Origin of the sequence: Solirubrobacter phytolaccae (assembly GCF_027587195.1) — a bacterium.
In the GTDB taxonomy this organism is placed as follows: Bacteria; Actinomycetota; Thermoleophilia; order Solirubrobacterales; family Solirubrobacteraceae; genus Solirubrobacter; species Solirubrobacter phytolaccae.
Genome location: NZ_JAPDDP010000007.1, coordinates 44,087 through 62,801, shown reverse-complemented (window position 1 = coordinate 62,801; position 18,715 = coordinate 44,087). Strand labels below are relative to the sequence as shown.

Genomic DNA, 18,715 nt, shown 5'->3' with positions numbered 1-18,715 from the left:
CTTTCACACTCGCCCACGTGACGCCGGCGAACGCGACGGCGCTCACGACCAGCCGCACGGAGGGTCGGCGCAACCAAGACCGCACACGCCTCCGATCGCGGCGCGGTTCGATGTCAGACGGCGGACGGTCACGACTTCGCTCCGGTGGCACCGCCGCCGCGAGATCCGGATGGAACATCACGCCGCCCTGACCCAACCCTGTGCCGTGATCACCGCGAGATGACGAGGAAGCGGAAAGGACTGCAGCGCGATCAGGACCTTCGAGTCGTGCCGTCGTGCAGTCGCCTCATCGCCGAGAAGGTTCGCCTGCGTCCCTTCCACCAGGGACATCGTCGCTTGGCTGCGCGCCGTCCGCGGGCGCGTCTCGCAGTCCAACCGGTACGCCGCGTCGGTGTTCTCGTCCCGGCACCCGGACTGCGCGAGCATGAAGAACGCCTGTGCGGCGAGCGAGTCGCTGCGCGGGTAGCGCACCGGCTGACGGTACGCAAAGGTTCCGGGCTTGCGCGTCGCCGCGTTCCACTCCGCCACCGCTGCCCCACGCAGCTCCGGGGGCGGTGCGTCACCGAACGCGTACGCGCGAAACAGCCGCCGGCACTCCTCGGCGAGCACCGCGCGGGTGTGCTCGTCGTAGTCCGCCCGACGCATGGCCGCCATGAACACGCCGGCGTGACGGACGGCGCATTCAGCGAGCGCGTTGCTCTCCGGACTGGCCAAGGCTCGCCGCAGCGCGTCGACCCCACCGGCCTTCCTTTCGACGTACATCAGCATCGAGTAGGCCGACGCCGCCGCCGAACGGGCGTAGCCCAGCCGGTGATTGAGCATCGCCTCCGTCTCGACGAGCTCAGCACGAAGGGTGAGCCGCCCGAGCGGATCGACGATGGAGACCTCCTCTTCGCGGGCCGCGAGCTTGCGCATCCGCATCGCGTTCACCGCGAGCCACAGCTCGCCACCCGGCCCGTCGATCACCGCATCCAGAGCTAGAGCGATGAACCGAGCGCTCGGATACCGCTCGCCTCGCACCACCGCCCCGAGATAGGGGTTGGCCTGCCCCACGGCTCGCTCCGTGTCCTCCCCGTAGAGCCAGTCACGTGCAAGGTCGTCCTCGTCGTAGGTGCGCACACCGACCCCTCTCAGTTCAGAGTGTCCTTATTTGGGAGCTTATACGATCCTTTTTGCGACCGCAATGCACAGGAGCCTATACAGATGTCCTGCAATCCGGCAGCACGTTCAGGCTGGTGCTACGGTCTTCACGCGCTTAGGGACGTTCCGAGGACGATATCTGGGGCGTACTTCCGTCCGGTCTGGTTCATAGCCTTCAGCCCAGTTCGCACCACAAGCGCCGTCTCATCGAAACCGACCCACCCGTAGGAGGCCCTTTTATGGCGATGGCCAATGCTCTTCGGCAGGGGAAGATCTCCGGCCAGGAGCTTCAGAAGATGCTCAGCGTCGAGGCGACCACCAGCGACCGCGTCAAGGGCCTCCTCGCGCTCGGGCTCCCGCCCGACAAGCTCGCGGACGCCGTCGGCGCCAAGCTCAGCACGTTGCGGAACTGGTCCTCCGGCCAGGCGGAGCCTCGCGCGGACGCGGCGATCACGCTCGACGATCTGCGCTATGTCGCGCTGCTGTTGCTGGTCGACGGCGAGTGGCCGTCAGACCGAGTCGCACGCTGGTTCACGAGCCGAGATTTCGCGACGGGTCAACGCCCTCTCGATCAGATCGCCGAGACGCCCACCGACGTCATCGCGGCCGCGACGGACCTGATCGTCGCGATCCGCGCGGCGAAGACCGCCACCCCGGCCGCCTCGGAAGGCGGCTCGGACACGGGTTCCTTCGAGGCCGTCTCCGGGTGAGCTAATCCGACGGAAGCCGGTCCGCGGACGCGAGGTTGCGGTTGCGATAGCGCCGGTCGTCGGTCACTTCGCGTCCAAAGAAATAGGGGTGCTCGAACGCCTCGGCCTCTTTGCGTGTCTCGAACTCCACCTCGATCATCTGCAATCCGGACAAGCGTCCACCGAAGGTGTCGACGGCGACGGCGAGCATCTTGTCGTTGGGCAGCCAGAATCCGTAGCTGACGCGACGCTTTTCAAGGCTGCTGCCCGCGGTCAACGGCCAGGACTTCTCGAAGTCCTCGCCCGTCATCCGGCCTTCCAACTCCTGGCGCTCGCCGCTCCATGAGGAGCCCGGCAGGTCGTACTTGACCGCGAGCTTGTAGACCGGAGGTGCCAGAGGGAGCTCCGCGTCTTCGACTCCTCCGGGCGCCGGTACCTCGCAGATCCGGCGCAACCGGATCTCCGTCTCGCCGTCGGGTGCCGTCACATAGCCTTGCAGGATGTCCGCAGCCGACGCGGCGAGAAGCTCCACCGGCCACGCAGCCGGCTCGAGGTCCACCAGGAACTTTCGCTCGATCTCGATCGGCATGGTCGCGGAGCCTACAGTGGTCAGACACCTAAGTGGTGCATTGTGTTACGGCGTGTAGTCGATCACGGCCGCCGCGATCGGGGAGTCGAGGTCCACGCCGTCGGTCGCCCACGCCTGCAGGCGGTAGCGCGCGGCCTTGTCCCGCAGCCGCTTCGGCAGCGCCACCGCGACGTTCGCCTTGCCCGGCTCGACCGCCGCGCGCTTGGTGGCGAGGACCTTGCGGCCCTTGAGCAGGCGCACCGTCACCGTGACCGCCTCGGCGACCTCGACCCGGGCCTTGGCGCCCTTCGCGGTCGGCGTGGCCTTCAGCAGCTCCAGCTCGGGCGGCGTGTTGTCGCCCTCCTCGTAGAACGGGGGCCGCAGCGTGTCGTTGATCAGCGCGTTCGGGTCCGGCGGCTCCTCGCCCGTCTCCCACGGCTTGCCCGGGTCCAAGGGCGCGCCCGGATCGGCGGCGCCGACGTTGATCACGCCGTTCATGCCGCCCGGCGTGAGGCCACCGTGGATCGAGCAGTAGAACTGGTACGCGCCCGCCGCCGCGACGACGGTGCTGGCCGTCGCGGTCTCCCACGACGCGCCGAGGCGCTCCGGGGCGGTGCTGCCCGGCGGGACGAGCCAGACGTCGTGCACCGCGGCGTTCGTGTTGCCGGGCTGCGTCAGCCGCCAGGTGACGGTGTCGCCGGTCTGGGCCGGCAGCGCCGCCGGCCACCAGACGGTCTTGAACGTCGGCGTGTCGTAGGCCTGCACGAAGCGGGTGACGGCGGCGTCGGCGGTCGCCGGCACGAGGGCCAGCGCCCCGCAGAGCGCGAGAAGGACGCGTGCACCGCGGGAACGAGCCGCCCGGCGAGCTCCCGCCGAAGCATGCGAGCGCGAAGCGCGAGTCATGCGACGACCTCCATCTGCCCCATCATCGACATGTCGCCGTGCTCGGCGGCGTGGCAGTGGAACACGTACAGGCCGCCGAAGTAGTCGAAGTACGGCCGCACGACCACGGTCTCGTTCGGATACACCGCGACCGTGTCCTTCCAGCCGCGGTCGCCCGGATGCGGCGGCTTGCCGTTCACGCTCACCACGCGGAAGTGGTAGCCATGCATGTGCATCGGGTGCGTGCGCTGGGAGAGGTTGCGCCACGTCCACAGCTCGGTCGAGCCGAGCCGCGGGCGGCAGTCGATCCGCATCTCGTTGAACCCGCCGCCGCCGATCTGCCACATCGACGCGCCGCCCGCGAGGCCCTGGAAGGTCAGCGGCCACGAGCGCTCCGCGTTGACCTCCGGCAGCTCCTCCTCCTCGCGCAGCAGCTGCGGGATCTTCGCGTCCTCGGAGCCGGTGGCGCGGACGACGTCGAAGCGCATCACGGCGTCCGTCGACGGCTCGCCGCCCTCGTTGTGGAGGATGACCTTGGACCCGACGCCGAACTGGCGGAAGTCGACGATCACGTCGACGCGCTCCGCCGGCTCCATCGGGATCTCCTTGCGCCGCACCGGCGCGGGGAGCAGCCCGCCGTCGGAGCCGATCTGGATCATCTCGCGCCCGTTGCCGAGCTTGAGCGTGTACGCCCGCGCGTTGGAGGCGTTCAGGAACCGCAGGCGGTACAGCCGCCGCTCCACCTTCATCCGCGGCGCGACCGCGCCGTTGACGAGGATCGTGTCGCCGCGGAACCCGCGGTCCAGGTCGAAGCGGTAGCGGAACGAGCCGTCCTGGTTGAACGACCGGTCCGTGATCATCAGCGGGACGTCGTAGTCGCCCTGCGGCAGGTCCAGGTGCTTGTCGTCGGGGTCGTCGAGGATGTAGAAGCCCGCGAGCCCGGCGAACAGCGTCTGCGCCGTCTCGCCGTGCGCGTGGTCGTGGTACCAGAGGGTCGCCGAGTGGGCGACGTTCGGGTACTTGTAGAGCCGCTCCGCGCCCGTCGGGATCGCGTCGTGCGGATGCCCGTCGAACTGCGGCTCGGTCACGCCGCCGTGCAGGTGGACGTTCAGAGACCGCCCGCTCTGGTTGCGCTGCGTGACGTGCACGGCGCGCCCACGGCGCGCGCGGATCGTCGGCCCCGGGAACAGGCCGTTGTAGCCGAGCACCGGCGTCTGGAGCCCGGGCAGGATGTCCGCCGTCCCGGGCTTCATGTCGATGACGTACTCCTCGAGCTTCTTGCTCGCCCGCACCGGCTTGGCCAGCGGCGGCAGCGGCAGGTCCCGCTGGAACGGCTCGAACGGGCTCGCGAGCTGCGAGCGCACGGCGGCGCTCGTCTTCCCGCGCGCGGCCTTCGCGCGCTTGTCGAAGTCGAACGAGCACACCAGCGCCAAGCTCGAGACGCCGTAGTACAGCGCCGAGCGGCGGGTCATGCCGTCGCGTTCCCAATCGGTCACGAGCGCCCCTTGCCCTTCAGCGTGATCGTCCGCACTGCGGTGGTCGTCCCGAGCGGGCCGGCGAGCCTCAACGTCAACGTCACCGGTACCGCGCGGGCATAGTCCTCGAGCGCGTCACGCGCCTTCTTGTTCGGTTTGAGCTTGACCGTGAAGCGGCCGTACTGGTTGCACGTCGCGTTTGCAGTCGCCAGCACGACCGCCGAGCCCTGGCGCTTCTTCAACCGCAGGCGTTTGGCGGCGAGCTGGGTGCCGATCGTCATCGTCAGCGTCCCCGTGCCGGCCGACACGCAGCGCGAGTCGATCGTGAGCTTGTTCGCGAGGAACTTGGCCACGGTCATCTGGGCCGTCTTGGGCTTGTCGATCGCCGCCCACGGCTTCGGGACCTTCGCGGGGACGATGTCCCGTGGCGGCTCCGGCGTCGCGGTCGGCGTGGGCGTCGGGGTCGGCTCGTCGCCGACGACGACCTTGCCCTCCATCTCGACGGGATGCGCCTGGCAGACGAACGTGTAGACGCCGGGGGAGGCGAACGTGCACTCGCCCGTCCAGCCCGGCGGCTGGGAGTACTGCGGCAGCGGCGGCGCGGGCGTGATCGCGACGCCGGACTTCTGCACGCACGACGTCGGGTTGTCCACGAACACGACGTTGTGCACGCTCGCGCCCGACGGGTAGCCGAAGTCGACGGTCCCGCCGGGGGCGATGTTCACCGTGGCGTCGGACTCGTCGCCGCTCGCGGCGTCCTGGAACCAGTTCTTCGCGGTCGGCGTCATCCGGTCACGCGCGACGATCCCGGGGCGACCGGGCACCACCGTCGGCGTCGCGGTCGGCGTGGCCGTCGGGGTCTGCGTCGGCGTCGCGGTGGGCGTCGGCGTCGGCGTCGGCTCGCCCGTGCCCTCGACGATCACCGTGCCGGTCATCTCCGTCGGGTGCGCGGGGCACAGGAAGCTGTACGTGCCGGGCGCCGGGAACGTGCACTCGCCTTCCCACCCGGGCGGCTGCGCGAAGTCGGGCATCGGCGCGAGCTGGTCGGTGTCCGCGATCGGCAGCGTCGGGGACAGCTTGGTCTTGACGCAGCTGCTCGGCTTGGACGCCGTCCGGAAGTCCACGTTGTGGTAGTTCGCGCCGGTCGGATAGTCGAAGGAGACCTTCCCGCCGGCCTGGATCGTCACCGTGGTGCCCGAGCCCCCGGCGACCTGGAAGAAGTTGTCGTGGGCGGAGATCCGGGCCGTGGTCGGCGTGACCGTGGCCGTCGGCGTGGCGGTCACGGTCGGCGTCGCCGTGACGGTCGGTGTCGCCGTGACGGTCGGTGTCGCCGTGGGCGTGGCGGTCGGCGTCGCCGTCGCGTGGACCACGACCGTGCCCTTGAACCCGTTGGGATCGATGCCGGAGTGGAACGTGTACGTGCCCGGCAGCGTGAACGTGCAGTAGCCGGCCCAGCCGGGGCCCTGCGTCCACCACGGCAGCGTGGTCCCGGTGCCCCAGACGGGCCCGGCGGTCTGCTCGCAGGACGCGGGCTCCAGGCTTCCGCGATCCCACACGACGTTGTACTCGCCGGTGCCCGACGGGTAGCTGAAGGTGACCCGGCCACCGGCGAAGATGTCCACCGTGCGGTCGGCGGGGTTCGTCGACGTGGCGTCGCGGAACCCGCTGTCGGAGACGACCATGCTTGCCGCGGGCAGCGGGTCGTCCTGCTGGGAGACCGCGAACGCGGGGGCGCAGACGAGCGCGATCAACACGCAGACGATCCAGGGCAGCGAGCGCTTCATGGCGTGGTCGTCCCGAGCTCGAACGTCAGGGTCTTCGCGTATCGGCCTTCGAGGAGGCGGTCCGTCGACGCGACCGGCTGCTGGAAGCCCACCGTGAGCGTCTCCACCGCCGCCTCGGTCCACGATCGCAACAGCAGCGGTATGCCGGAGACGGTGCCGTGCGCCGCGTCGCCGGCGCGCGCCTGGAGCGGCTGCGGCATCACCGCGCTGCCGTTCACCAGGTGCCCGGGTCCGACGGCGCTGTGGTCGACGATGCTGAGCGCGGCGGTGCCCGTCGTGGCGCGCACGCTGGCGGTCATCGTCGCGCTGTAGGTCGCGGCGACGCCCGGCGTGATCGGCGCGAACGTGGCGGGCGCCCCGAGCGTGAGCCCGAGCATGCGCGGCACGACCGCGGTGATCTCCACGTTCGCCTCGGCGTCGGACACGGGCGGGATCTGGACGCTGAACGTCCGGCTGACCCGCTCGCCGTCGGCGTAGATCACGGTGAGCGTCGCCTGCCGGGTCCCGTCGCCGCCGAACGCGTGCGTCACGTTGGCGCCGGTCGCGGTCCCGCCGCCGGAGAACGTCCACTCGTAGCGCACGCCGCCGGAGCGGCCGACGCTGAAGTCGACGATCGACGTGCCCACCCGGACCGCGTAGTGCGGGTCCGGACCGGGCGTGTCGTCACCGCCCGTGTAGCCGATCCGCCAGACGCCGGACGCCGTCGTCGTGTAGAGCGCGCCGTCGCGACCGAAGCCGAGGCCGCGCAGGTCGGCCGGGAGGATCGCGGCCAGCGAGTCGGCCGCGATCGGCACGCCGCCGGAGGCCTCGGTGGCCGGGTCCATCAGCAGCGCGTGGTGCACGCTCGCGCCGGCCGCGTCGGCGACGAACCAGCGGCCGTCCCAGTAGGCGGGCCAGGCGCTGGCCGCGGCCTGCGCGGGGCGCCGGTAGGTGCCGCCGGTCACGACGGACTGCTCACCGCCGAGCGCCCACGGGCAGCTGCGCGTCGTGTCGATGCCCGTGGAGGTGTTGCTGTCGTTGTAGAGCGCGACGCCGTTGGCGTTGCGCGGGAAGTCGTAACAGCCGCCCTGCGGGCCGTACCAGACGGTGGCCGGCTTGGGCGCGGGGAGGTCCGTGAGGCCGGTGTTGAACGGCGAGTCGTTCGGCAGCGACTTCGAGCAGTCCCAGAAGGCGCCCGCGTCACCGCTCGCGCCGCCGCCGACCGTGCCGCGCGGCGTGTCGGGCCAGCCGAGGTTGGCCGCGCCGCCACCACCGATGGCGGGCAGCGTGGCGCGGTAGCCGAAGCGGTTGCCGGCTCCGCAGTAGGGCCAGCCGTAGTTGCCGGCGGCCGTGACGCGAGTCGCGCTCTCGGTCTTCGCCGGGCCCCAGGTGACCGCGTTCGCCGTCTGCCCGGTGCCGGCCCAGGCGATCGAGACCGTGTCCGTCTTGGGGTCGACGTCGAGCGAGCGCACGTCGGAGAGGCCCATCGCGAACACCTCGGGCTTCGCGAGCCGGTTCGCCGGCGCGAACAGGTTGGGGCCGTTGGGCGCGTCCGCGCCGGGGATCGAGTACGTGCGACCGACGCCGGGAACCGTGCCCGGGTCCGCGAGCGGCGTGATCCGCAGGACCTTGCCCTCGTAGGCGTTCGTGTTGGCCGCGGTCCCGCGCGCGTCGCCGAACGTGATCGCGCCGCCGCTGTTCGGGAGCGTGTGCTCGGCGTGGGCGTTGGTGTAGCCGCCGCGGTACGCGTTGGCCGCCCCGTCGATCGTGTCGCCGGAGGCGAAGTAGAGGTTGCCCGCGGAGTCGAAGTCCATCGCGCCGCCCACCCGGCCCGCGCGGTAGACGGGCGTCATCCAGTGGAAGAGCACACGCTCGGAGCCGGGCACGAGCGTCTGGCTCACCGCGTCGTAGGTGAAGCGCGAGACGCGTCGCTCACCCATGTTCGTGAGCTGGTCCACGCCCGGGCCGAGCTGCTTGGCCGGGTCCGACGTGGCCGTGCCCCCTTCGCCCTTGCCGAACGGGAAGTACTGCACGTACAGGTACGGCCGCCCGCGCATGAACGCGGGGTCCAGCGCGAGCCCGAGGAGGCCCTGCTCGCCGTACACGGAGAGCTGCGCGACCTTCGCGTCGCCGACCCGGATCGCGCCGCGCGCGCCGGTGAACACGCGACCGTCGTCCGCCGTGGCGAGCGCGGCGAGATCGACCGTCTGCGTGAGGCGGACGGCGGTGTAGTTGGCGTCGATCGCGGCCTTGCAGTTGCCGCGCACCATGCCCGCGGCCCACTGGAGCGCGCCGAGCAGCTGCTGCTTGACGGCGGCCTGCTCGTAGGCCGCGGCCGTGCCGCCGAGCGCGGTGTAGAACGACCGCCCCTGGCCGACGTCCCGGCACCATGAGACCGGGCGCTCGTTCTGGGGCTGCATGCGATCGCCGGCGCCGTCGTGGCGCGAGACCGCGTCGTTGGTGATCGTCGTGCCGCCGGGCAGCGCGCCGAAGCGCACGCGCGCGACGGTGTGCACCTTGCCCGTCGGGTTGGCGGTCCACTTCAAGTACGTGTCCGTGTGGCCCTTCACCAGCAGCGGGTTCGCGCGGGTAGCGGGGTGCACGCGGTCCAGGAACTCGACGTCCTGGGGCGTCGTCGCCCCGCCCGTCGTGCGGCTCGCGCCGGTGAGGCCGAGCAGCGTGTCGAAGAAGGGCTGGCCCTCCTCGAGCTTGGCGGTCTCACCGATGCCGACGAAGCCGCCGCCGCCGCTGACGTAGGCCTCCAGCGCGGTCTGCTGGTTCGCGTCGAGGACGTCGCCGGCGGCGTGCACGAACGCGACGGCGCGGTAGCGCCCGAGGTCGCTGATCGCGCTCGCTTCGGCCGTCACGTCGACCGTGAAGTCGTTGGCGGCGCCGAGCGCCTGGATGGCGGAGACCGCCGCCGGCGTGCTCGGGTGAGCGGCGCCGGTGAACACGAGCACCCGGCCCGCGTCCGCCGCCGCGGGTGCGGCCGCGATCAGGCTCGCCGTCGCCGCGGCGCAGAGCGCGAGGCGTATCCGATGCAGAGTCATGGCTGGGTGGGTCGATCCAAAGTTGGGAAGACGAAGCCCCCGGCCCCGCGGCACGCCGCGGGGCCGGGGACGGGACTGCGTGCTACGGCGTGGTCGCCGACAGCGTCAGCGTCACGCGCTTGCTGTAGTTGCCCTCGAGCAGGCGGTCGCCCTCGGCGACCGACTGCCGGAACTTCAGCTCCACTGCCTCATTGGCCAGCGGATGGGCCCAGGTGCCGAGCACCGTCGGGTTCGCCGAGCCGCCGAGCGGAGCGAACGCCGAGCCCACGGCGACCTTGACGGCCTGCGGCATCGCGAACGCGCCGTTGACCAGATGGCCGGTGGCCGTCGAGCTGGGATCGAAGATCGTCAGCTTCGACGAGGCGACGCTGGACGTGGCGCGGACGATCGTGCCCGCGTCGTAGTCCTTGGCGACGCCGGGCTGGATCGCCCCGAACGTCACCGTGCCGCCGATCGAGATGCCCATGGCCCGCGGCACCTGCGCGTTGAGGTCGGTGTCGACCGAGGTCGAGTCGCTCGGCTTCTTGATCTCGAAGCTGACCGACTTCGTGGCCTCGGTGTTGCCGGCCTTGTCCGCCGAGCGGTACTCCACCGCGTACGCGCCCTCGGCTTCCGCCTTGAACGTCGTCACGAACGGCGAGGCGTTGCTCGTGTTGGTCTTCTTGGTCCACGCACCGCCGTTGACGCGGTACTCGGTGAAGTCGACGCCGGAGCCCGGGACGGTGGTGCCGCCCGAGGTCACGGCGATCGTGCCGGTCATGTTCGCGTGGATCTTGCACAGGAACGAGTACGTGCCGACCTCGGACACCGTCTGGGTGATCGAGGGATCGCCCGGCAGCGCGATGCCGCCGTTGTTGTTGGTGAGACGCGTGCCCGTGTAGCCCTGCGGATCGCTGGGCTTGATCAGCCACAGGTCGTGGACCGTGCCCGCCGTCGCCGTCGGGAAGTTCCAGCGCACCGTGTCGCCGACCGTCGCGGTCAGCGCGTTGGGCTCCCAGTGATCCGGGAACGCGTTGACGTCGAGCGTCTTCGCGGCACCGCCGCCGCCCGTGCTGGTCTCAGCCGGGTCGGTCGCCGACAGCGTCACGTCGACCGGACCGGTGTAGGTCCCGCCCGCGCCCGGCGAGGCCGGGTTGAGCGAGGAGGTCGTCACCGGCGGGGTCTTCTCGCCCGCGGGCTGGCTGCCGATCGTGAAGTCGACCGACTTGGCCGTCTCCACGTTGCCGGCCACGTCGGTCGAGCGGAACTCGACCTTGTGCGCGCCGTTGCCCGTGACCGTGAACCCGCTCTTGACGGAGCCCGAGTCCAGCGGCTCCACGCGAATGTTGCGGTAGTCGATGACGTCGCTCGCGCCGTGGTTCTGAAGGCCGATGTAGCCCTTCGAGAACTGACGGTCGGTCGTCGAGGGGTCGCCCGAGCGCGACGACGTCTTGCCCGGGGTGTTCTCGAACGTCTGCAGCACCTCGCCGTTGCGGGTGATCGTGTACGTCTGGCCGACGACCTTGATCTCGTAGTCGACCCACGTCCCGCGCGGCTGAACCTTCGCCTGGGTGGCGTTCAGCGCCGAGAAGTTGTACACGGAGCCCGTCTTCTGCGGCTCGGACGGCTGGTTGTCGTTGATCTGGATCTCGTGGCCGCAGTAGATCGCGACCCAGGCCGGATCGTTCTGACCCGAGCCGACCTGGCACGGGTAGCGGTTGGCCGCCGTGCGGGTGATGGCCTCGGCCGGGTTCGGGAAGCGCACGAAGACGCCGCCGTTGCCGCTCGTGCCGGTGCTCGAGTCACGCCACTGGAGCTTGACGACGAAGTCGCCGTACTCCTTGACCGGGTACCACGGCATGCCGAAGCCCGAGAAGGTGCGGGCGTAGCCGCCGTCCTCCGTGGACCACGTCATGCCGCCGGCGCCGGCCTGCGCCCACTTGGCGAGGTCGGCCGCGGAGTTGAGGATCGTCTCCTCCTCCACGTACGGCTTCCACTCGCCGCCGTCGACGCGGACCTCGGTCTTGCTGATGCCGGAGCCCGTGCCGTCCGTGGCGTCCAGGTCGACCGCGACCGGACCCTCGTAGGTGGCCTTCGGCGCCGCGCCGTCGAGCTTGACGCTCGTCGTCGGGGTGGCCTTGTCGATCTTGAAGCTCACCGAGCGGGTGCCCTCGGTGTTGCCCTTCTTGTCGACCGAGCGGTACTCGATCGTCGTGCTGCCGGCGTCCTCGATCGTGAACGCCGCGCTGTAGCGCGTCCACGTCGCGGTGCCCTGCTTGCGGTACTCGGTGTAGTCCACGCCCGAGCCGCCGTCGTTGTCGGTCGCGGCGAGCGTGACCTTGACGTTGTTCTTGTACCAACCCGCGGACCCGTCGGCCGTGGCCGGATCGAGCGTGTGGGTGGTGCGCGGCGCGGACGTGTCGCCACCGCCACAGCTGTCGGCCGTGACGTTGAACGAGTCGAAGCGGATCGGCGCGGCCGCTCCACCCGAGTCGTGCTTGACGAACAGGCCGACCTTCGTGATGCCGTTGGCACCGAAGGTCGCGGCCGTGACCGGGACATCCGGAGCGATCTTCGCGAACGTCGTCCCGTCCAGCGAGTACTCGCTGATCAGGTTCGTGCCGTCGAAGCTCGCCCGCAGCCACAGGTCGTTGCTCGGCGGGGTCAGCTTGCCCGTGTTCGGGTACTGGCCGCCGAAGCCGCTGTTGATCGTGTTGTTGGACGTCAGGACGCGCTCGGCCCAGATGCCGTTCATCGGCTGGCCCGAGAGGTCCGTGGTCTTGTACTGCACGCCGAGCTTGGCGAGGTAGTTCGGGCCGTTGGACCCGTAGACCAGCATGCCGCCGGCACGGCCGTTGGCGCTGATCGTCGAGTGGTCCATCTTCGTGGTCACCGACCACGGACCCGTCGGCACCGCCTGCATGACGATGTTGCGCGCGGTGAAGTTCGCGCCCGACACGTCACCCTGCGCGGTCGTCAGCGCGAGCTTGCCATCGGCGACGGCCACGTTCTCGGGCGTCGGGTTGGCGATCTCCCACTTCGGATCGAGCGAGGTGCCGTTGAACTCGTCGACCTGCGGGCACCCCTTCGCGCCGCCGCAGTCGTCACCCGGCGTCTGCGGGTCAGCGCCCGAGACGACGTTGAACGCGTCGAAGTCGACCGTGCTGTCGGCCGAGCCGTCGTGCTTGGCGAACACGCCCACCCGCAGGCCACCGGCCTGGGACAGGTACTGCGTGACCGAGATCGGAGCGCCGAACGACGCGAACGTCGTGCCGTTGGCGGAGCTCCAGGTCGTGACCTGCTTGGTCGCGTCGTCGTAGACGAACCGCACGTACACGTACTCGCCGCTCAGGTTCAGCGCGCCCGAGTTGGGCCACGGCACCGTCGCGGGCGGCAGGATGACCGACGCGTTGTTGGACGTCAGCACCCGCTCCGCCCACTTGCCCGGCTGGCTGCCGGTGGTGTTCGGATCGGCGTCGCTCTTGTACTGGAGCGTCGTCTTGAGCAGGTGGTTCGGGCTGATGCTGTTGATCAGCGTGAGACCCGCTGCCCTGCCGTCGGCGTTGATGTTCGCGTGCTTGAACTTCGCCGTCGCGACCCACGAGCCCGAGGGCACGGTCTGCAGCAGCGCCTGCGACGTCGCCGTCGTCGTGTACAGGTCGCCGCGCAGCATCGGCATCGTCAGGTGGCCGTCGGCCACCGTCGGCGCCTTGCCCGCGACGGGGTTGAGGGTCTGCCACTTCGAGTCCAGCGTGGTGCCGGTGAACTGATCCGACAGCGGGCCGCAGCCCGTGCCGCCGCAGTTGTCGGCCGGCGTCTGCGGTTCGGCCGTCGCGACGACGTTGAACGCGTCGAACGTGACGCTGTCGTCGGCCGAGCCGTCGTGCTTGCCGAACACGCCGACCCGCAGGCCGCCCGCGCCGGACAGGTACTGCGTCACCGAGATCGGCGCGCCGAACGACGTGAACGTCGTGCCGTTCGTCGAGGACCAGGTGGTGACCGTCTTGGCCACGTCGTCGTAGACGAAGCGGACCCAGACGTAGTCGCCGGCCAGCGTCAGGCCGCCCGAGTTGGGCCACGGCACCGTCGCCGGCGGGAGCGTGATCGCCGCGTTGTTGGACGTCAGCACCCGCTCCGCCCACTTGCCCGGCTGGTTGCCGGTCGTGTTCGGATCGACGTCGCCCTTGTACTGGATCGTCGTCTTGAGCAGGTGGTTCGGGTTCAGGCTGTTGATCAGCGCGAGCCCGGCCGCCTCGCCGTCGGTGTTGATGTTCGCGTGGGCGATCTTCGCCGTCGCGACCCACGAGCCCGAAGGCGCGGCCTGCACGAGCGTCTGGGCGGTGCCCTGGTCCTCGTACAGGTCGCCGCGCAGCAGCGGCATCGTCAGGTGGCCGTTGGCCACCGTGGGCTCCTTGCCCGCGACGCCGTTGAGCAGCTGCCACTTCGGATCGACGGACGTGCCGTTGAACTGATCCGACAGCGGGTTGCAGGAGCCGCCACCGGCCGAGTCGATCGCGAACGTGACCGAGCCCACCGGGTCGGTGACGTTGCCCGCCTTGTCACGGGCGCGGTACTCGACCGTGTGCGTGCCGGCGCCGCTGACCGTGAACTTGGTCTCGAACGGCTCCGCGTTGCCCGAGTTGGTCGCACGGGTCCACGCGCCGCCGTCGACGCGACGCTCGATCCACTCGACGCCGGACGCGCCGGTGCCGTCGGTCGCGCGCACGGTGACCTCCACCGGCGCGGTGTAGCGGCCGGCCGGGGTCTGGCCGTTGAGCTGGACGGTCAGCGTCGGCGCGGAGCTGTCGCTGCCGACCGTGACGCTGGTCGTCTTGGTCGCCTTCTCGCCGTCGGCGTAGGTCACCGTCAGCTTGGCGGTGTAGGTGCCGGGCTCCGCGTACACGTGACGCGGGGTCGCGGCGCTCGAGACGGGCGTGCCGTCACCGAAGTCCCACTCGTAGCCGACGCCACCGGTGGCGCCGAGCGCGAAGTCGACCTCACGTGCCGTCGTGGTCGCCTTCCACTGCGGGTCGGGACCCGGAGTGTCGGCGCCACCCGTGTAGGTGATCTTGTAGAGGCCCGCGTTGTTGCCGGTCGAGAAGAAGCCCTCGTAGACCTGCACGTACAGCGCGCCGTCCGGACCGAACTTGGAGTCCATGTAGTTCGCGCCCCACGGCAGACCGCCGCGGAAGCTGTCCGCGTAGATCGGCTGCGAGCCGCTCGCCGCCGTGGCGGGATCGAGCAGCAGCGCGTGCTTGACCGAGCTGTTGCCGTAGTCGTTGAGGAACCAGCGGCCGTCCCAGTACTCGGGCCAGCGGACCGCGTTGTCGGTCGCCTTGTCGTCGTAGCGGTAGACCGGGCCGTCGAACACGGTCGCGCCCGAGGCGGTGATGTACGGGCACTTCGACGTCGGCGCGGAGCCGTAGTCCGGAGCGTTGTCGGCCCCGGTCGGGCGGGCGAAGTCCGGGCAGCCGTTGGCGCCGTTCGTGTTGCCGCGGCTGTACCAGACGTTGTGGGCGCGAGCGGTGCCCGCGTCCTTGCCCGTGCCGGTCGTGTGCGGCAGCGTCGTCAGACCCGTGTTGTTGGTCGAGTCGTTGACGAGGTTCTTGCAGTCGTACCAGCCGTTGGTCGGCGCGCTCGCCGGGCCGCCGGTCACGTAGCCCGCGGCGTTGGTCGTGCGCAGGTTGCCGTCCGACGTGCGGTCGCGGTAGGCCTGCTGGTTGCCCATGCAGTAGGGCCAGCCGTAGTTGCCGGCGGACGGGAGCTGCGTGGCGCTCTCGTAGGTCGACGGGCCCTGGGTCGCCGAGGGGTTCTGGGCGTCCGGCCCGACCCACGCGGCGTACGGGATGTCCGTCTTCGGGTCGATCGACATGCGCGACGGGTTGCGCAGGCCCATGGCGTAGATCTCGGGCTTGGTCTTGCCGCCGCCGCCCTCGTTGCCGTCGAACAGGTTGGGCCCGTTCGGCGACGCGGTGGTCGGGAGCGAGTACGTCGTGCCCACGCCGACCGTCGGCTTCGCCCCGTCCGCGATCTGCTCGATCGGGTTGAAGCGGAGCATCTTGCCGTTGTAGTCGTTGGTGTTGCCCGCCGTGCGGCGCGCGTCGCGGTAGGAGAAGTTCGCCGTGCCGCAGTGGTTGTTGGAGACCTCGTTCGCGGGGCCGACCGGGCAGCGCAGGGGCTGGAAGTTGCCCGAGTAGCCGTTCGTGCTCTGCGACGAGTTCGAGTCGCCGGTCGTGACGTACAGGTTGCCCTGCGAGTCGAAGGCCATGCCGCCGCCGCGGTGGCAGCAGCTGTAGACCTGCGCGTCGTACTTGAAGATCGGGACCTCGGAGTTCAGCTTGAGCTGCTTGGTCGCGAGGTCGATCGTGAAGCGCGAGACGCGCGCCTGGGAGATCTTCGTGACGCGGCGCGCGTCACCGTCGGCCAGGCCCGGGAGCACCGGGTTGTCCGGGTTGAACGTCGGGTAGTACTGCAGGTAGATGTGGCCGGTCGTCGCGAAGTCCGGGGACGGCACGACGCCGAGCAGACCGGTCTCGATCTTGCCGTTGACCTCGTCTCCTGAGCCACGGTCGCCGTAGACCGGGATCACGCCGGCCTTGGTGACACCGCTGTTGACGGTGCCGTTGGCGGCCTTCGGGTCGAAGATGTGGACTGTGCCGCAGCCCACGCCGACGTTGCGGTTGGCGAAGTCGAGGATCTTCGGGCTCGAGGCCTGGCCGATCATCGCGCCGCGCTCGGCGTCCGTGCGGCAGTCCGCGCGGCCGATGTAGAACACCCAGCCGTTGGAGGCCGGGGCGACGCCGTGCGACTCGCCGGTGTTGTTCAGATTGCCGCTGGCGGCGTTGACGACCCGGTCGGTCGAGTAGTTGGACAGGATCGTGGCCTTGCAGCCGCCGCGGACGAGGCCGCCGGCCCACTGGATCGCGCCCAGCAGGTGCTTCTTCAGGTTGTCCTGGCCGTACGCGGCCGCGGTCCGGCCGAGGCCGGTGTAGACGGAGCGGCCGCCCTGGTAGTCACGGCACCAGGCGATCGGCCAGTCCGTGCCGCCGGTCGTCGTGCCGTCGCCGGCCGCCGCGCCCGGAGCGCGGTAGCGCGCGAGCGTGTGCACCTGGCCGGTCGGACGCGTGGTCCAGCGGTACCAGATGTCGTTGACCGTCGACTGGAGCGGCAAATCGCGCGACGCGGGATGCACCCGGTCGCCGGCGACGAGCACCTGGTCGCTGGCCGTCGTCGGGCTCGCGCCGTCGGGACGCGCGCCGATCAGGCCGGTGATGAAGGTGTTGGCGGTCTCGGCCTCGGCCGCGCCGCCGATGCCGACGAAGCCGCCGCCACCCTGGATGTAGCTCTGCAGCGCGGTCTCCTGCCCCGCGTTGAGCAGGTCGCCCTTGTTGTCGAGGAAGACGACCGCGCGGTAGTTCGCGAGGTTCGTCGTGGTGAACGCGGTCGCGTTCGCGGTGTCCTCGACCAGGAAGTCGTTCGCGGTGCCGAGCGCCTTGAGCGCGTCGACGCCGGCCGTGTTGGTCGCGTCGGTGGCGCCGCGGAACACGAGCACCTTCGGCGGCACCTGCGCGCCGGCGATCAGCACGCGCTCGACGGCGTCGTCGCTGTTGGAGTCGATCACCAGGCGGGCGACCGACGTGTAGTTGCTGCGGGTCGGCTTGAAGCCGACGTTGACCGTGCAGGTCGCGTTCGGGGCGAGCGTCTTGCCGGCGCAGTCGTCGCTGACCACCGCGAAGTCACCGGCCGTGGTGGCGCCACCGTCGGCGTCGTCGGCCTCGATCTTGATCGCGTTGGCCCCGGAGGCGATCACGAGCGGCGCGTCGCCGTCGTTGGTCACCTTGATCGGCGCCTGGTTGGCGGACGCCGGCGTGCCCTTGGGCACCGACGGGAAGAGCTTGGGGCTGGCCTTCAGCGACGGCTTGGGATCGGCGCGCAGCGCCTTCGCGCCATCACCGGCGTTGGTGAACGGGTTGAAGTTCGTCGGCCCGCCCAGCCCGACCGGGTCGCGCTCGGAGAAGTAGTAGCGCGTCTTGTTCTTGCCGGACGAGAACAGCGGCGCGAAGTTGATCGCGCCCTGGCCGAGCACGCGCTGATCGTTGTCACCGCAGCTCGGGCTGATGCCGCCGGCCGCCATGTCCTTGACGTGGAACGAGATCACGCGGCGACCGAACTTCTGGATCATCTGGTCGACGTACGTGGCACCGACGCCCGGATCGACCGGGGTCGCGTGGCCTGAAGCGCCGCAGACGGCCCAGCCGATGTCGATCTGCGCGACGACCCAGCGCGGGTCGGTGCGCTCCATGACGATCTCCCACGCGCTCTTGTTCCGGCCGTCACCGCTGGTGTCGACGAACCGCGTGGAGAACTCGCCCGCGTGGTTGTGGAAGTACGCGGGGCCGACGCCGGCTTCAACCGAGCGCTTGCCCAGCTTGTTGAGCTGCGTCGCGGTCGTGAGCGTCTGGTTGTAGCTGCCCAGACCACCGGCGCCACCGGAGCTGCCCTCGCCGAGGTGGTCCTGGCCGAGGATCTTCGCGTGCGCGATCTCGGCGTCCCAGCGGCTCTCGTTCAGGCTGCCGTGACGACCCGGGAAGCGGATCCCGTACTTGTCGCCCAGCGCCCGCAGATCCATGCTGCCCTGCAGGTTCCCCTGCGGGCTCGAGTCGCTCGGGAACGGATTTCCCGGGTACCCGTACAGCTCGACGTTCTTGATGTCGTTCGCCTTCAGGAACGCGAACAGCCGCTCCATGCGCGCCAGCACGTTGTTGGCCGGCAGCGTCGGCGTGCAGTAGGGCGTGGCGGGCGCCGGCGACGCCGGGCACACGATCTCGCCGGAACCACTGCTGAGGTAGTCCCTGAAGTTGTAAAGCTGGATGCCACTCTGGCCCACGGGGGCGCCTTCACCCATGGACGGTGCCCGCTGTGCCTGCGCGGACCCTGGTGCCAGCAGCGCGCTCGCCGTCAGCGCGGCCGCGACGGCCTTCCACACCCTCCGGTGTTTCATCCCTCTCCTCTCAATGGGTGCCGACCCCTCAGTCGGCATCCGTGTCCGAACTGGCGAACCTTGGACGTTTCGCTAGCTACCAGACGGAACTCTATGCGAATGGACTGAAGGAGCGCAAGCTTCTGTCGTGGAACCGGTTACAAGTGACGGTACCTACGGACGAGTAGG

At 70.2% G+C, this 18,715-nt stretch carries 8 protein-coding genes; 1 reads left to right on the top strand and 7 read right to left on the bottom strand.

What is annotated here, in order from left to right; genetic code table 11:
- Positions 1-177: 177 nt before the first annotated feature.
- Entirely contained in the window at positions 178-1,119 is a 942-nt protein-coding gene (locus tag OJ997_RS05645; RefSeq protein ID WP_270024076.1) for a hypothetical protein, read from the bottom strand.
- 266 nt (positions 1,120-1,385) lie between these two features.
- On the opposite strand from OJ997_RS05645, the gene OJ997_RS05640 reads away from it, so the two are divergent.
- A complete protein-coding gene (locus tag OJ997_RS05640) occupies positions 1,386-1,850 on the top strand; it encodes a hypothetical protein (RefSeq protein ID WP_270024075.1) in 465 nt (154 codons plus the stop codon).
- Between the two features lies 1 nt (position 1,851).
- On the opposite strand, the gene OJ997_RS05635 is transcribed toward OJ997_RS05640, so the two are convergent.
- The 6 genes from OJ997_RS05635 to OJ997_RS05610 all read right to left on the bottom strand — a co-directional run bounded on the left by OJ997_RS05635 (position 1,852) and on the right by OJ997_RS05610 (position 18,547).
- Positions 1,852-2,418: a CYTH domain-containing protein gene (locus OJ997_RS05635; RefSeq protein ID WP_270024074.1), complete on the bottom strand. Its 567-nt coding sequence runs from the start codon at positions 2,416-2,418 to the stop codon at positions 1,852-1,854.
- A gap of 45 nt (positions 2,419-2,463) precedes the next feature.
- Positions 2,464-3,198: a cupredoxin domain-containing protein gene (locus OJ997_RS05630; RefSeq protein WP_270024073.1), complete on the bottom strand. Its 735-nt coding sequence runs from the start codon at positions 3,196-3,198 to the stop codon at positions 2,464-2,466.
- 98 nt (positions 3,199-3,296) lie between these two features.
- Positions 3,297-4,775 carry a multicopper oxidase family protein gene (locus OJ997_RS05625; RefSeq protein WP_270024072.1) on the bottom strand — a complete coding sequence of 493 codons (1,479 nt, stop codon included), beginning with the start codon at positions 4,773-4,775 and terminating at the stop codon, positions 3,297-3,299.
- Complete coding sequence (locus OJ997_RS05620) at positions 4,772-6,538, bottom strand: plastocyanin/azurin family copper-binding protein (RefSeq protein ID WP_270024071.1); 1,767 nt, start codon at positions 6,536-6,538, stop codon at positions 4,772-4,774. Before OJ997_RS05620 ends, OJ997_RS05625 begins: the two co-directional genes overlap by 4 nt.
- Positions 6,535-9,567, bottom strand: coding sequence for a ThuA domain-containing protein (locus tag OJ997_RS05615; RefSeq protein WP_270024070.1), 3,033 nt, complete (start codon positions 9,565-9,567; stop codon positions 6,535-6,537). Before OJ997_RS05615 ends, OJ997_RS05620 begins: the two co-directional genes overlap by 4 nt.
- Before the next feature lie 82 nt (positions 9,568-9,649).
- Positions 9,650-18,547, bottom strand: coding sequence for an OmpL47-type beta-barrel domain-containing protein (locus OJ997_RS05610; protein WP_270024069.1), 8,898 nt, complete (start codon positions 18,545-18,547; stop codon positions 9,650-9,652).
- Between the last annotated feature and the right edge of the window lie 168 nt (positions 18,548-18,715).

Bases quoted from the DNA above. Each gene is read 5' to 3' on its own strand.
- OJ997_RS05635 (WP_270024074.1), bottom strand. From the start codon at position 2,418: ATGCCGATCGAGATCGAGCGAAAGTTCCTGGTGGACCTCGAGCCGGCT.
- OJ997_RS05615 (WP_270024070.1), bottom strand. From the start codon at position 9,567: ATGACTCTGCATCGGATACGCCTCGCGCTCTGCGCCGCGGCGACGGCG.
- OJ997_RS05620 (WP_270024071.1), bottom strand. From the start codon at position 6,538: ATGAAGCGCTCGCTGCCCTGGATCGTCTGCGTGTTGATCGCGCTCGTC.
- OJ997_RS05640 (WP_270024075.1), top strand. From the start codon at position 1,386: ATGGCCAATGCTCTTCGGCAGGGGAAGATCTCCGGCCAGGAGCTTCAG.
- OJ997_RS05610 (WP_270024069.1), bottom strand. From the start codon at position 18,547: ATGAAACACCGGAGGGTGTGGAAGGCCGTCGCGGCCGCGCTGACGGCG.